The organism is Verrucomicrobiaceae bacterium, assembly GCA_016713035.1.
Classification (GTDB): Bacteria; Verrucomicrobiota; Verrucomicrobiia; order Verrucomicrobiales; family Verrucomicrobiaceae; genus Prosthecobacter.
In genome coordinates this window covers 315703-329390 of record JADJPW010000003.1, presented here as the reverse complement: position 1 = coordinate 329390, position 13688 = coordinate 315703, and the positions used below count along the sequence as shown (strand labels likewise).

13 protein-coding genes are annotated in these 13688 nt (G+C 58.1%); 4 read left to right on the top strand and 9 right to left on the bottom strand.

Annotated features, from left to right (window positions below; translation table 11 throughout):
• Nucleotides 1–143: 143 nt before the first annotated feature.
• From IPK32_12355 to IPK32_12345, 3 genes are all read left to right on the top strand, one after another.
• Nucleotides 144–1157: a polyprenyl synthetase family protein gene (locus tag IPK32_12355; GenBank protein ID MBK8092742.1), complete on the top strand. Its 1014-nt coding sequence runs from the start codon at nt 144–146 to the stop codon at nt 1155–1157.
• A 78-nt stretch (nt 1158–1235) separates the two neighbouring features.
• Nucleotides 1236–1967, top strand: coding sequence for a glycosyltransferase (locus IPK32_12350; protein ID MBK8092741.1), 732 nt, complete (start codon nt 1236–1238; stop codon nt 1965–1967).
• Between the two features lie 258 nt (nt 1968–2225).
• The gene (locus IPK32_12345; GenBank protein ID MBK8092740.1) at nt 2226–5165 is read left to right on the top strand and encodes a PSD1 domain-containing protein; all 2940 of its coding nucleotides are present in this window, start codon (nt 2226–2228) and stop codon (nt 5163–5165) included.
• A gap of 558 nt (nt 5166–5723) precedes the next feature.
• On the opposite strand, the gene IPK32_12340 is transcribed toward IPK32_12345, so the two are convergent.
• The 3 genes from IPK32_12340 to IPK32_12330 form a co-directional block, all read right to left on the bottom strand.
• Nucleotides 5724–6479, bottom strand: a complete 756-nt coding sequence (locus IPK32_12340; GenBank protein ID MBK8092739.1) for an IS630 family transposase — start codon at nt 6477–6479, stop codon at nt 5724–5726.
• A gap of 308 nt (nt 6480–6787) precedes the next feature.
• On the bottom strand, nt 6788–7099 hold the full coding sequence (locus IPK32_12335) for a hypothetical protein (protein MBK8092738.1): 312 nt from the start codon (nt 7097–7099) through the stop codon (nt 6788–6790).
• Between the two features lie 185 nt (nt 7100–7284).
• Entirely contained in the window at nt 7285–8169 is an 885-nt protein-coding gene (locus IPK32_12330) for a transposase (GenBank protein ID MBK8092737.1), read from the bottom strand.
• A gap of 172 nt (nt 8170–8341) precedes the next feature.
• On the opposite strand from IPK32_12330, the gene IPK32_12325 reads away from it, so the two are divergent.
• Nucleotides 8342–8620 carry a hypothetical protein gene (locus tag IPK32_12325; protein ID MBK8092736.1) on the top strand — a complete coding sequence of 93 codons (279 nt, stop codon included), beginning with the start codon at nt 8342–8344 and terminating at the stop codon, nt 8618–8620.
• Here IPK32_12325 and IPK32_12320 read toward each other — a convergent pair.
• From IPK32_12320 to IPK32_12295, 6 genes are all read right to left on the bottom strand, one after another.
• Nucleotides 8541–8741, bottom strand: a complete 201-nt coding sequence (locus IPK32_12320; GenBank protein ID MBK8092735.1) for a transposase — start codon at nt 8739–8741, stop codon at nt 8541–8543. The two genes, IPK32_12325 and IPK32_12320, sit on opposite strands and share 80 nt — an antisense overlap.
• Nucleotides 8742–8916: 175 nt before the next feature.
• Nucleotides 8917–9132, bottom strand: a complete 216-nt coding sequence (locus IPK32_12315; GenBank protein MBK8092734.1) for a transposase — start codon at nt 9130–9132, stop codon at nt 8917–8919.
• Nucleotides 9133–9237: 105 nt separating this feature from the next.
• Complete coding sequence (locus IPK32_12310; GenBank protein ID MBK8092733.1) at nt 9238–9954, bottom strand: FkbM family methyltransferase; 717 nt, start codon at nt 9952–9954, stop codon at nt 9238–9240.
• Complete coding sequence (locus tag IPK32_12305) at nt 9951–10928, bottom strand: glycosyltransferase family 4 protein (protein MBK8092732.1); 978 nt, start codon at nt 10926–10928, stop codon at nt 9951–9953. The genes IPK32_12310 and IPK32_12305 overlap by 4 nt, the downstream gene beginning before the upstream one ends.
• Nucleotides 10925–11953 carry a putative lipopolysaccharide heptosyltransferase III gene (rfaQ, locus tag IPK32_12300; protein ID MBK8092731.1) on the bottom strand — a complete coding sequence of 343 codons (1029 nt, stop codon included), beginning with the start codon at nt 11951–11953 and terminating at the stop codon, nt 10925–10927. The genes IPK32_12305 and rfaQ overlap by 4 nt, the downstream gene beginning before the upstream one ends.
• Nucleotides 11950–13665 (bottom strand): TIGR04372 family glycosyltransferase, encoded by a 1716-nt coding sequence (locus IPK32_12295; GenBank protein MBK8092730.1) that lies wholly within the window; start codon nt 13663–13665, stop codon nt 11950–11952. The genes rfaQ and IPK32_12295 overlap by 4 nt, the downstream gene beginning before the upstream one ends.
• Between the last annotated feature and the right edge of the window lie 23 nt (nt 13666–13688).

Below are 13688 nucleotides of genomic sequence, written 5' to 3'. Positions count from 1 at the left end.
CGGAAAAAACTCACTGCGCCGTGTCAAAGAGCTGCCCAGTTTTCAGAGTTTTCAAATTTTATGACACCTCGCACCACGTATGTCGTGCCTGGGCATTTGACGAATCCACTGCGTTCGCCGAAGGAGAAGCCAGTCCACTCCCAATGACCGCCGCACCCGCCATCCGCGCCAGCAGCCCCGTGTTTCCCTTCCATCTCGTCAAGAAGGATCTCGAACACGTCGAAGCAGCTATCCTGGAACAGGCGCGGGCTTTTGATCCTGGTGTGGAGGGCTACGTCAGCTACGTCTGCAAAACCAGTGGCAAGCGCATCCGTCCCGCATTGGTGGTGCTCGCTGGTGGAGCCACCGGGGGAGTCCATGAGGGCCATACCCGCCTCTCCGTCATTCTGGAGCTCGTCCACATCGCCTCGCTCGTGCATGATGACATCATGGACGGTGCCGACATCCGCCGCGCCCAGCCGACCGCCGTGGCGAAATGGGGCAGCAGCCTCAGTGTCCTGCTCGGTGACAGCCTCTTCGCCTATGCCCTGGAGCTGGCGACGGAGTTTGATGACACGCATGTCTGCCGCGTGATCGCACGTTCCTCACGCGATGTCTGCACGGGCGAGATTTTGCAGACGCAGCGCCGCTTTGATCTGAATCTCTCCGTCCCCGATTATCTGAAGATGATCGAAATGAAGACCGCCGCTCTCTTTGCCGCTGCTTGCGAGCTCGGAGCACGGCTCAATCAGCAAACGGAAGCCACGCAGACAGCCCTGCGTGATTATGGCCTGAAGCTTGGCACGGCTTACCAGATCTATGATGACTGCCTCGATCTCGTCGGGGATGAAAAAACGGTCGGCAAGACTCTGCGCACCGATCTAGCCCGTGGGAAGCTCACGCTCCCCATCCTTTATCTCCTGATGCATGCCACCGATGCGCAGAAGCAGAAGCTCAACCGCATGCTGCTCAAAGGTGAGCCCATGGATACCAGCATCCTCGCTGGGATCGCCGATTACGAAGGCGCGGTGGATCGCGCGGTGAAATTCGCCCAAAATCTGCTCGTGGAGGCGAGTGCTGGGCTCATCGGACTCGCCGCGACGTCGCACAAGCAGGCGCTCGAAGACATCACGGGCTATCTCCATGGCCTGCTCGATCAGTGTCGTGCCATTCGCTGATCTTGCGCAGCTTTCACTCCTCTGTGGGAAGGAAATCAGCCTCCCGCGCCGTCATGTCCTGTGTCACCTGCTGCTGCCATGCCAGACTCTGTCCTGCTCATCATCCCCTGTTACCGGGAGAGTGGGCGCATCGGCCCCTTTCTCGATGAGTTGGCCACGGAGATGGCCCGCGTCGGCCGAGTGAGCATCCGCGTCGTCGAGGACGGCTCCGGTGCACAGGAGCAGCAGGCCATGAGCGGATTACTGGCCCCCTATTTGCAAAAACACGCCTTCATCCGCCCCCCGCTCATGCTCGCAGAGAATCACGGCAAAGGCGGTGCCATCTACTCCGCCTGGCGTGAGGAAAAAGAGGCCGCTTGGCTGGCCTTTGTCGATGCAGATGGCTCCTGCTCTGCGGCAGAGGTCGCTCGTCTCATCGGCATCGCACGCAGCTCCCCGCCACGCACAGCCGTCATCGCCTCCCGCGTGAAAATGCTCGGTCGCCATGTCGAACGTGATTGGCGCAGGCATGTGCTGGGCCGCATCTATGCCACCGTCGTCTCCATCCTGCTCGATCTGCCTGTCTATGATAGCCAGTGCGGGCTAAAACTGGTCCCCAGGGCCGATTTCGAGCGCATTGCCTCGCTGCTGCACATCCACGGCTTCGCCTTTGACGTCGAGCTACTGACCACCCTGCTCGACAGCGGCTGCACCGTCCGTGAAGAGCCCATCTCATGGCATGAAATCCCCGGCGGTAAGGTCCGCTTCCTGCGTGATCCTCTCCTCATGGCCCGAGATGTCTGGCACGTGCGACAAAGGCGCGGGCAGTGATGGAGCTCGGTCTGCGCGAAGCTGCTAGTGCTTAGTGTTCAGTGCTTAGTGCTTAGTGCTTAGTTTCCAGTGGCGTGGGCGAAGTATGGTCATCCGCGAGTGCAAACAACGGAGCACGAAGAACTGAGCACTTGGGTAAGAGTGCCCCGAAAACAGACCGAGTCACATCCACTCAGAGAGCGCTCCATGCGGGCCGGAGGCGTGCAAAATCCATGCGCGGCGCTTGAAACTCCATCCAGTGACGACGTTGAAGGGGGGATGAAACAATTCCTGCCTGCTCTCTCACTCCTTTTTCCGGCTGCTTTACCTGCGGTGGATTTTGTGAAGGACATTCAGCCGATTTTTGCGCGGAGTTGCTACTCCTGCCATGGGCCGCATCGGTCGGAGGCGGCGTTTCGGCTGGATCATAAGCCGACGGCGCTGAAGGGCGGCGATCTGGGGCCTGCGATCATCCCTGGCAAGGCGGCGGAGAGTCTGCTCGTCCACGCGGTGAGCGGCAAAGACCCGAAAATGAAGATGCCGCGCAAAGGTGCGCCGCTGAGTGCGGCCGAGATCGAAAAAATCACCGCTTGGATCAATGCGGGCGCGGTGTGGCCAGATAGCGCGAGTGCGCGGATCGAGCTCAAGACGGATCACTGGGCTTTTCAGCCACCAGTGAGACCTGCGGTGCCGAAAACAGCTCCGCACCCCATTGATGCCTTCATCCGGGCAAAGCTGGCAGAGCAGGGGATGCAGCCTTCCCCGAAAGCCGCTCCAGAGACACTCATTCGCAGGCTCTATCTGGATCTGATCGGCCTACCGCCCACGCCGGAGGAAATTCAGTCCGCCATTCATCATCCTGAGTCCGTGGTGGATAAGCTCCTGCGCAGCCCCCATTACGGCGAGCGCTGGGGCCGCCACTGGCTGGATGCGGCGCACTACGCGGACTCGAATGGGTATGAAAAGGACCCCCTGCGGCATATCTGGTTTTATCGTGATTGGGTGATCAGCGCCTTCAATCGTGATTTGCCGTATGATCAGTTCATCATTGAGCAATTAGCGGGGGATCAGCTCCCTGGTGCCACGCAGGACCAGATCGTGGCCACGGGTTTTTTGCGCAACAGCATGATCAATGAGGAAGGTGGCGTCGATCCAGAGCAGTTCCGCATGGAGGCGATGTTTGATCGCATGGATGTGATCGGGAAAAGCATCCTCGGTCTGACGATCGGCTGCACGCAATGCCATGATCACAAGTACGATCCGATCACGCAGGAGGAGTATTACCGGATGTTTGCCTTTCTGAACAACGACAACGAGCCCTGGCGGGTCGTGTACACACCTGCGGAGCTGCAAGCTCGCTCCCAAGTGCTCACAGAGGTCAAATCGCTGGAAGAGAAGCTGAAGCACGAGAACTCAGATTGGCAGAAGCGGCAGCAAGGCTGGCTCGCCACCCTGCCGCAGGTGAAATGGAGCACGCTGAAGTTTGAAGATGATCCCGCTGGTGGTGAAAAAGCACTGCGGCAGCCGGATGGCAGCATTTTGGCCCAGGGTTATGCCCCGACGCGGAGTGAGGTGAAGTTCGCCGTGAAGCTGGATCAGCCACGCATGATCCGCGCCTTCCGTATCGAGCTGATGAATGACCCCAACTTGCCTGCCTATGGCCCCGGTCGCTCACAGAAGGGCACCGCAGCCCTCACGGAGTTCAATGCCACGCTGAAGGGCAGTGCATTGAAATTCGTGAAGGCGACAGCGGACTTCGGTGAGCCGGAAAAGACGCCGCTGGTGGCTTTTGCGCGGGATCAGGATGCGGCAAAGGATCAACGCGTGACCGGGCCGGTGAGCTACGCCATCGACGGTGACGACAAAACGGCCTGGGGCATCGACGCGGGTCCTGGCAGGCGCAATGTGCCGCGCAATGCCGTTTTCACGCTGGAGAAGCCCATCGAGGTCAAACCGGGCGAGGAGCTCACCATCGGCCTCAGCATGAAACACGGCGGCTGGAACAGCGATGATCTGCAAACGATGAATCTGGGCCGCTACCGTGTGAGTAGCACGGATGCGGCGGATGCCGTGGCTGATCCGCTTTTTGGAGTGAAGGATGCCTTTGCGGCTTTTCGCACGACCGTGCCGGAATGGAAGCCCGCGAATGATCTGATCGAGGCAGCTTGGAAAAAGCACCCTGAGGGCACCACGAGCCTGGTGCTGGATGCACGCGATGCTCCACGCATGACGACGATGCTGAAGCGCGGTGATTTCACCAAGCCAGGGGCAAGGGTGAGTGCCGGAGTGCCGGCGATGCTGCATGCGCTGCCGCAGGGGGCAGATGGATCACGCCTGACCTTTGCGAGGTGGCTGGCGGCGCGGAATTCACCCACCACGGCCCGTGCGGTGGTGAATCGGGTGTGGCAGTCCTACTTTGGCACCGGCTTGATCAATACGCCCGAAGACCTCGGCACACAGGGAGAGGTGCCGCAGCACCGGGCGCTGCTGGATTGGCTCGCGGTGGAGTTCATGGACAGTGGTTGGAGCCTCAAAAAGCTGCATCGCCTCATCGTCACGAGTGAGACCTATCAGCAGAGCTCTGCGATCACGGATGCCAATCGGAAGTCCTTTGAGCTCGATCCCTACAATCGACTCCTCGGCCGTGGATCACGCCTGCGGGTGGAGGGCGAGGTGGTGCGGGACATTCAGCTCGCCGTGAGTGGGCTACTTCATGCGCAGGTAGGTGGTAGGCCTGTGATGCCGCCTGCTCCGGCCTTTTTGTTTGAGAAGCCCGCCAGCTATGCGCCATTCCCCTGGCGGGTGGAGGCTGATTCGCAGCAGTATCGACGTGCGGTGTATGTCTTCCGTCGCCGGAGCACACCGTATCCGTTTTTGAGCACCTTTGATGTGCCCAATGGCGAGGCATCCTGCATCCGCCGTGCCCGCAGCAATACCCCGCTGCAGGCGCTGATGACGCTGAATGAGACGATGAGCCTGGAGGCCGCAGCAGCACTGGCCAAGCGCATGCAAGCCGCCGGTGAGTCCGCGCAGAAGCGCATCGAGACAGGCTTCCAACTCTGCACCTCACGCCTCCCGACGCCGAAAGAATCCCAAGCCCTGCTGGATCTTCTGAGCCGCCAAAAGCACCGCGCGTCCGGAAACACCCAAGCCGCAGACGCCTGGACAGTCGTTGCCCGTGTGCTGCTGAACCTCGATGAGACGATCACGCGGGAGTGAGGGGATTTGGTCGAGTTCCGCACTCGCTGGATAGAAGCAGATCAGTTTGTTTTAGGGGGCTTCCAAGCAAAGTGCTCAGTTGGATCTTTTGCCTCGTAAAGCAAGACACTGAGCACTGAGGAATGAGCAGATGTGAGTGCAAAAAGTCGGTTCATCCAGGAAGTGGGTGCGGAGAGTGCCCTCGACGCTCGGATGAGTTTTTCAGACTGGCTGGGGGGTGACATGGACTGCGGCAGCCTGCTGCCGCTTTCGGGAGGCCAGCCTGCTGGCCGTCGGGCATGGGATGGGATGCTGAGCTGAAGCGCTTTCTCAATGGGTGCTAGAGGTCAGTGTTCATCGTCCATCAGGAGTCTCCGGCGGCAGCAGGCTGCCTCGGAAAAGCGGCAGCAGGCTGCTGCAGTCCACATGGCCGTGCATGATGGAGGCGGTGCTCGATCAACACCTACAGTGAACGCACCAACTTCCCTGATGAACCAAAATGTCAGTGTGAACCTCTTGGATTGACGATTGATGAGCACCCGATTGTTGATTTTATTAATCCGGCAGCAAGATAGGCCGTCAAGCGGCATAGTTTGTTGAGGTGGATTTGAAGAAGGCACGGATTTGTTCGGGCTGTTTCTGGCACGAGCGCATCTGACCGATGATCTGCTTTTGCAACTCCCGCTCATTCCGCGCGGCGGGAAGCTGTCCCAGTTTGCTTTTCAGCGCACGGTTGAGCCTCTCGTCGGGATTGAGTTCTGGACTGTAACTGGGCAGGTGATGCACCGCGATCTGCTCCTGATGCTGCTCCAGCCACTCCTTCACCGACCTGCTGTGATGCACCCGCAGGTTGTCGAGGATGAGATACACTTTGCGCCCCTGCATCGAGCGAACCAACCGCTCCAAAAAGCGGATGAGAAGCCGCGCGTCCAGCGCCCCTTTGTAAACCATCCACCGCGAACTTCCCCGGTTGCTCACCGCGCTCATCATCGAGTTGCCAAAGCGTTTGGACATCTGTTTGATCTCGGGCGTCTCTCCGCGTGGTGCGTAGCCTCTCACGGCATTGGGCTGGTTGTTGACGCCGGTCTGGTCTCCCCAATAAACCTCGGCCCCTTCGGCCTTGGCCTGCGCTGCGATTTGCGGATACTTCTGCTCCAGCCAGGCTTTGACTTCCTTGGGGCGCTGCTCGTAGGCCTTCTTCAATGGCTTCTGAGGGGTGAACCCCCAGCGCTTCAAATACAGCCCCATGGTGCGCACTGGCAGCTTGAGTCCGAAGCGATTGTCCAGCAGTTGGGCGACAGCTTTGCGGGTCCACAGAGCAAAGGGTAGCTTCAACTGCTCGGGCAGGTTGCCTCGCTACGCTCGCCCTTCGGGCAGCCTGTGGCTGGCTGTCTCACTTCGTTCGGCTGTCAGTGATGCGCCTGCGCACTTCCTTCTCCTGTGCAGCTTCATGCGGACGCCCCTTTAGCACAGCCTCATAAAGCGTGCTATCTATTTACCGGATTAATAGATTGAACTCACAGCCATCCCATAGCCTTCGGAAAATGAAGGGCAAGCTGGTGGTTTGAACAGGCAGTGTGGATAAAAATCGCTGGGGGTCGAGTTGAGGTTTTGTGTCTTACGGCGTGACTTCGTGGGTGAAATCACGCGGGTGCTGTCCCATGAGATCGTGTGCCTGCAGGCTCAAACCCTGGCAACCACGAGGTATGCGGGCTGCCGAGCATCTTGAAACTGCCACCTGCTGTCCCATAGCTTTGTAAAACGCCAAGCAGATCGAGCCGTTCCCACATCGCCGCGCGTACCACCACGAAGAGCCGCGTGAAGCTGTGGCCCCACAGGCTCATGTGCGCGGCGAAGCGCAGCAGCACATACACCAGCAGCGCCGTCCACACCTGCCAGCGAATCGCGTTGGCGTTGTGACCCAAAAAGTCGCCGAGCTTGAGCGTCTGCTTCACCTGCTTGAAGAACACCTTGATGTCCCAGCGGGCGCGGTAGAACCGAGCAGCCCGGCGGGCTGCGAGATAGACGGCGAGGAACGAGCAGCCCGCAGGAGCCGTGAGGCGGCGACTGAGTCAAGTCGCAGACGCTGCGAGGACTCCAGTTGGTGTTGTTGTTGCTGATGAAGACCATCAGGCGCTTCTCACCCTCTACCTCCACCCAGGCCTCGACCCGCCGCACGCTCAATCCGGAGAACGGCTTCCACTTTGTCGCGGTGAGCTTGACGATCTGATCCTTCACAATGCCGCAGCCATTGATCACTGGCAGGTTGCGCAGGACGCGGTAGTAAAAAGTTGTCCTTGGCGCGGGTGACCCACTGCACGCCGCGCAAATCGAGATCATGCAGGTGGGCGAAATCCACGTAAGCCTTGTCAAAGACGACCACCTCGCCCTCCAACAGACCAGCGCATAGCTCGCGGGCGCGCTTGTTGTCGTGCTCGCCGGCGCTGCCCACGATGGCGAAGGTGAGCAGGAAGCTGTTCAAGCTCAAGCTCAAGCTCAGGTGCATCTTGGCGGCGGCCTTGCTGCGGCGGTGTCTGGCCCAACCCATGCAGTTGGCCACCAGCTCCATCACGGTGGAATCGACGGCATGTATCCTCACTTTGAAACGGTGAAGCGGAGCGCGTGAACCGCCGCCTGGCCGCTGGGAGCCAAAGCTCGCATCGCAATGGTGCAGATGTTCCAGCGTGCGCCAGAAGACCAGCTCGGTGAAGAGTGCGTCGCGCTCCTTGTTGGCGTAGGAGAGGTTGTTGCGCGAGGGCGGGGTGAGGCCGAAGGCGGCGATGGCGCGGGTCTTGAGCCGCAACCAGTCGCAGATGTCGTTGCGGCTCAGAGCGTGGACGAGCTGGGCGAAGATCATCGTGCCGAGGAGGCTCAGGGCACTGAAGGTTCGCGCCTTGGCATCCACGCCGGTCTCCTGGCGGCGGTGCTGATGATACTGCGCGGTATGAGCTTGAGTATCTGGCCGAGAACGTTGATGTGGTGGCTGGGTGGCATGGGTGGCATGTGTGTGTTTTGGTTTTGACATCGCACTCCAAATCAAACCGCTGATCGCTCTCAGTCAGCATACTTCACACCCTTCTGCACGACCACCCTATGGGATGGCTGTGAATCTTAATAGAAGCACAGCACTTGAAGTCCTCCATGACTGGGTCAAAAGCCCAGGTCTAATCAACCACTGCCCCGCCGTTGAGGCTGTAATGCGCCACATCGCTTCCCAACACGGCGACAACGAAGATTCCTTCGGAATCGCTGGCTTGCTCCACGATGCCGACTGGGAGGCTGCACCCAAGACGCACCCGCAGCAAATCGTGCAATGGGTGCGCGACCATCGAGAGCCGAAAATTGCCGATGCCATAGCCGCTCATTCCACTGAGTGGCGTCGGCCTTACAACACGCTCATGGACAAGGCTTTGGTCGCCTCTGACGAAACTGACCGGTCTGGTCTGCTCCTGTGCAAAATCCGGCCAATTGTATGAGCCGGGCGATGCGGTTGTTGCCGTGGCGCAGGCCCTTGGCGCGCAAGGCGTGCATGAGGCGTGGCGATCCGTAGGTGCTGCGGCTGGCGCTGAAGGCGGCGCAGACCTCGGTAGCGAGCAGCGAGTCCTAGCGGCGGCGTGGGCACTGGTGCTTGCGCAGGTGGGCATGGTAGCCGCTGCGGCTGACGCCGAGGGCTTGGCAGGCTTTGGCGAGGATCATGCGCGGTTGCTCGTGGTGGAGGGTTTGGATGAGGACGAAACGGTGCCTTCTGGTTGGGCTACTATGGCCAGATTTTTTAAAATGTAATTCTGAGCGCGGATGGATTCGAGTTCGCGGCGCAGGGCTGCGATCTCCAGTGCCGTAGCGTTCCTTCCAAGGCGCGCAGGTTCCAAGGAGAGATGCCCAGTTCCCGGGCAAGCTGGGCGGCCTTGCGACCGCTATCGAGCAGTGCGACTGCATCGCGTTTGAACTGCTCGTCATGGGCGCGTTTTTTCGTTCCCGTCGTGTTCATGCTGCTTTGGGTAGTTACCCCACTTTTGCTGTCCACGAAAACGAAGAAGGCTCAGAACGAAGTTTGAGGTGCAGACCAAGCCATAGGTGTCTGAGAACTGCAACGTCATCGTGCACCAGTCCTGAAATAGTAAGCGTTGGCGTAGATCATGACGCCCACTTCATTCCGGCGGAACTCCTGAATGAAACCGAGCTTGAAGCCACCCTGCTCCAAAAAGGCATGCGTTTCACAAAACACCGCGCCGTCTTGGTAAAGCGATGTGAAGTTCACCTCAATGTAGATGGCCTGAATGCGCTCCAGTAGTGCGCCGAAGCCGCGTAACACTTTCAGCTCGGCACCTTGCACGTCTATCTTAGCCAAGTCATAGTGCGGCACGTCTGCTATACCGGGGATTTCATCCAAACGGCGCATTTCGATGGGCGTTTGCTTCACCTCGCGGAATTCGCGGTGCAAAACAGCACCCGCATCCGCCGCGGGATCGAGCAGCGAACTGGAATCCGCGTGATTGAGCACATGCAGCGCCGTGGAGCCGCTCGTATCGGAAAGCGCGAAGGGATGCACCGTGCATCGTGGCTCGTTTTGATATCGCGTCTTCAAAAGCGAGATCGAGTCCGGGAATGGCTCGAAGAGGTGTACTCTCTCCACCGGGTAGTGCCGCAATACGCGGTCGGTGAACTCCCCGTGATACGCACCGATGTCGAGGAAGGTACGTAGCGGATTATGCGGGAACTGGCGAAAGAAACGAAAGTCACGGCGGCTGTCTTTGTTAAGACAAAGCAGCGCACGGCGCAGTTTGGAGGCGTTGAATTGAGGGGCGGTCATCTGGAGGTGCTTTTAGCCAGTTCACGCATGTAAACAGCCAATTTGTGCGCTGTAGCCTCGGCGGTGAAGTGGGCCTCAAATCGCTCGCGAGCCTGTTGGCCCATTTTTTGGCGCAGCGCGGCATCGCGGGCGAGTTGCAGCAGATTGTGCGTCCACTCGGCCTCGTTCGCGGCATGGAGAGCGCCGCCGTTTTGCTCACCGATCATCTCCACCGTGCCCGCGAGGGCTGATGCGACGCATGGAATACCCGCCGCCATGTATTGCAGGGCTTTGATAGGCGATTTGCCGTGATTGAAAGCCGTGTCCGGCAGTGGCAGCAGGCCGATGCTAAAGCTGTGCAGCACCTCCGTCTGCTTTTTCAGATCAAAAGGCACAAATTCGATCGCCGTGCGCATCTCAGGCCGCACGCCGCTGAAAATGCACACGGTCACCTCCGGCATTGCTGCCTTCACCTGCGCAAGGGCGGCATCGATGCTGCGGAGTTGAAAATGATTCCCCGGCGCTCCCGCCCAGCCGAGCACCACGGGTCCGCTTTTCTCCGCCATAGGTGGCCAATCCGCCAGCGGCATCGTCATCGGTAGTACCTCGACTCGCGGATGATCTTTTCGCAGATGCGCCGCGAGGTATTCGTTCGCCGGAAGCGCAAGCTGAGACAGTTTCAGCGATGCCGTGAGCCTGCGCTGCGTGCGCCAGCGAGTGAGGAAGTGATGTTCTTTCTCCAGCGGATGCCAGGTAGCGTCATCAATGTCAAAAATGACCGGCAAACCACTCTGCGCGATGCGGCGACGATTCGACCACGAGAGAAGCTTCTTTTGAAGAAAGATGCCATCGTACTCCGCGAAGCCCGAAATGGCCGAAAGCTCTTCTGCGGGCCTACACACCAGTTCGATGCCCAAATCCCGCAACAGCGACACATACTGTTCTACGCGGTAAAGCGTGCTAGCCCCCCCAAAAGTCAACGCGAGCCATTTCACGCCCCGCCCCCCCTCTTCGCGAGCATCCGATCACAGGCCGCGATCACATCCGCAGCGAGGATGTCCTCCATTTTGCGTTTCTCAGCGTCATAAATGAAGTCGGGGTAATTGTAGTGCAGTAAGCCGCCTGGGCTGACAATCTCATGTGGAGTCTTCCAGGGACTCCAGTGATGCTCAATCGATGGGCCAAATAAAGCAACGATAGGGCACTGGCAGGCTGCGGCTAGGTGCATTGCCGCTGTGTCGAGACCAACGAAAAGGCGGGCGCCCCGCATAAGCCGCGCCAGTTCACCCCATGATCGCTGTCCACGTGTAGAAACGGCTTTATCGCCCAGTGCTTGGGTTATTTCATCAGCGAGTCCAATCTCATACTCATCAGGACCTGAGCTAATGATGCAGCGGTAGCCGAGTGAGATTAGGTATCTACCAACTTTAACCCAAGATTCAGTGGGCCAAGATTTACGTCTCCAACGCGTGACGGGGTGAATGATGATGTAACTCTGTTCCTCTGTAACAAGAGGATCATACCCAGACGGAGGATCAAAGGCGAGAGGAGAAATTTGTTCCGGGAGTGGTAGGAATTCACTGACAAGACGGTAGTCCTTTTCGACGCGATGCATCATGTGCCAGTTCGTTGTGCTAAAATCAGTAAAACCATGTTTGAAATACCAGGGGACGGGCCGCCCGTAAGCACTAGCAACGCGGCAATTAGCTTTGCTAAACATCGCTATCCAGCGACCTCGATCATTATCCGTAAGCTCGAAGACGAAGTCATACTGTTGAGCACGAATGTGTCTGAGAGTTTTCAAGTCTCCGAGCAGAGCCTGGGATCGTTTTTGTTTTTCAGGTGACGCGGAGAGCAACACCTCGTCGAGTTCTGGACAGCCAAGAAGGATGGATTCTGTGCCGCTGCGCACCAGCACCGCTATATGAGCGTGTGGATACCTTTGTTTGATGCCTAGAATTGTTGGGGTGAGTAACAATGTGTCCCCGATGTTCTTGAGCTTGATGAGTAATACCTTCATGCAGAAGCCCCTCGAGTTGGCGGTGCTTCCAGCAGCAGCTCGTGTGCCTCTAAGAAATCCTTGCCCAGCCGGAGGCTCCAGGCCCAGGGATAGGCGCTGGCTATGTCAGCTAGGCGCTTTTGCCGCAGTTCATCATCCTGATTAACCAGTGAAGTACCTTGCACTTTTTGAAGCATCTGTGTGACCGCAGCTTGGATTTCTTCAGGGGTGTTATCCTGGAGAGCAAGTCCGCGTCGTTTGAGCGATTTCAGATGAAAGGAGAGCCAAAGCGGCATTTGAATCATCTCTGCAAAAGTAAGATGACGATGCTCAGATTCATTCCAGTAAAGTTTAGGGATCAACAAGTTGCCAGCGATAAAAGGACACAAGCTAAATGGAAACCAATTGGTATAAAGGCAGGGTACTCCAAACAGCGGTGGTACAAATGCTGGGCCAGAATTGGTGCCAATAAAGAACCGGCACTGACTCATCAGAAATACGTCCATCCATGGGCTCTTGTGAGCGGAGTGAGGGTAATCCACCAGCCCAGGACAAGCGGGCAGCGGCTTCATGCCAACATCGCCAATTCGTACGACCCAGCCACCTTGCTCATGAATCATACGGACGGACGGTAGGTAGGTCAGGATGTCAGCGCAGCGCCCTGGATCACAGCCTTTGCCATAAAACCCCTGATCGCGCACGTGCATGGTGACAAACCACGCTTCCTTTGGAACTCCCAATTGTTCCAAGCACTCCCGACCGCGTGATAGATGTTCCGCTCTGGTCTGCAAAATGGGCGGGAGGCCGTGCTGCGCCCAAAGCTGTTCCGCCAGAGGGGCAGCTTCCTCATATAACAAAAGCGAGCGCCCGTCAGTCAACTTCAGGTAATTGCAAACTTGCACCATTGGTTCGAGCGCGTTCGCGGATGGTTGCGCTAGGGGGGGCGAAGTAAACAGGTCGCTCCAATACTCCAACATCGCCATGTTTGCCGCTGGCCCAGACGCTACTGGAGGCAGCAGCGGGCTATGGTCCTGCAACAAACCCAATCGCCCGAATTTTGCGATGACGCCCATAAATGCGAGCTGACCGATATTTGAAATCCACTCCGGGTCGAGTTGAAGCCGATGGCTGCCACGTTCATCTGCAATTTGCATCCGCCATTGATGGATTGCTTCTTGGACAGTGCGGACACCATCTCGATCATTGTCATAACTCCACGACCTTGTGAATACCTCCAGGGTTCGGACCACGGCGCCGATCTCTATGCCACGAGGGATTTGTTCGTGGCACCCGCTGGCGGGGTGAAGCCTCGGTTGGGGAAATGCTGTTGTGAGTTTTTTTCGCCAGACAGCATCGTGTCCGATTGGTACAACTGGCAATTTCCCCTGACTTACATCGAGCAGTCGCTCGCAATGTGCTGGATCGGACAACAACAGTGCAGCCAGATAGCTGTGATGAAGACGAATGTCTTCAGGCGAGCGACGAAGCCCCTCTACAAACCACATGACAGCTTCATCTGGCTGCCGCAAACGCACCGCGAGTTCACCCAGTTGTCGGCAGGGATCAGCCCAACTGCGCACGATCTCTGAGGCCTTTAGAAAACCTTCTACAGCCAATGCCCAATCGCCGCATTCAAGACTTGCCTGAGCACGCTCGTATAATGCTTGTGCATTCAGAATAAACGGCGGCTTTGAAACCAACCGAGTGCGCGTGATCCATCGTCCCAGTTTCATGCGGAGTGATTTAAGGTGTAATG

Excerpts from the sequence above, each read along its gene's own strand:
- rfaQ (MBK8092731.1), bottom strand. The coding sequence starts at position 11,953 with ATGAAGGTATTACTCATCAAGCTCAAGAACATCGGGGACACATTGTTA.
- IPK32_12355 (MBK8092742.1), top strand. The coding sequence starts at position 144 with ATGACCGCCGCACCCGCCATCCGCGCCAGCAGCCCCGTGTTTCCCTTC.
- IPK32_12310 (MBK8092733.1), bottom strand. The coding sequence starts at position 9,954 with ATGACCGCCCCTCAATTCAACGCCTCCAAACTGCGCCGTGCGCTGCTT.
- IPK32_12330 (MBK8092737.1), bottom strand. The coding sequence starts at position 8,169 with ATGTCAAAACCAAAACACACACATGCCACCCATGCCACCCAGCCACCA.
- IPK32_12345 (MBK8092740.1), top strand. The coding sequence starts at position 2,226 with ATGAAACAATTCCTGCCTGCTCTCTCACTCCTTTTTCCGGCTGCTTTA.
- IPK32_12350 (MBK8092741.1), top strand. The coding sequence starts at position 1,236 with ATGCCAGACTCTGTCCTGCTCATCATCCCCTGTTACCGGGAGAGTGGG.
- IPK32_12295 (MBK8092730.1), bottom strand. The coding sequence starts at position 13,665 with ATGAAACTGGGACGATGGATCACGCGCACTCGGTTGGTTTCAAAGCCG.
- IPK32_12315 (MBK8092734.1), bottom strand. The coding sequence starts at position 9,132 with ATGAACACGACGGGAACGAAAAAACGCGCCCATGACGAGCAGTTCAAA.
- IPK32_12325 (MBK8092736.1), top strand. The coding sequence starts at position 8,342 with ATGCGCCACATCGCTTCCCAACACGGCGACAACGAAGATTCCTTCGGA.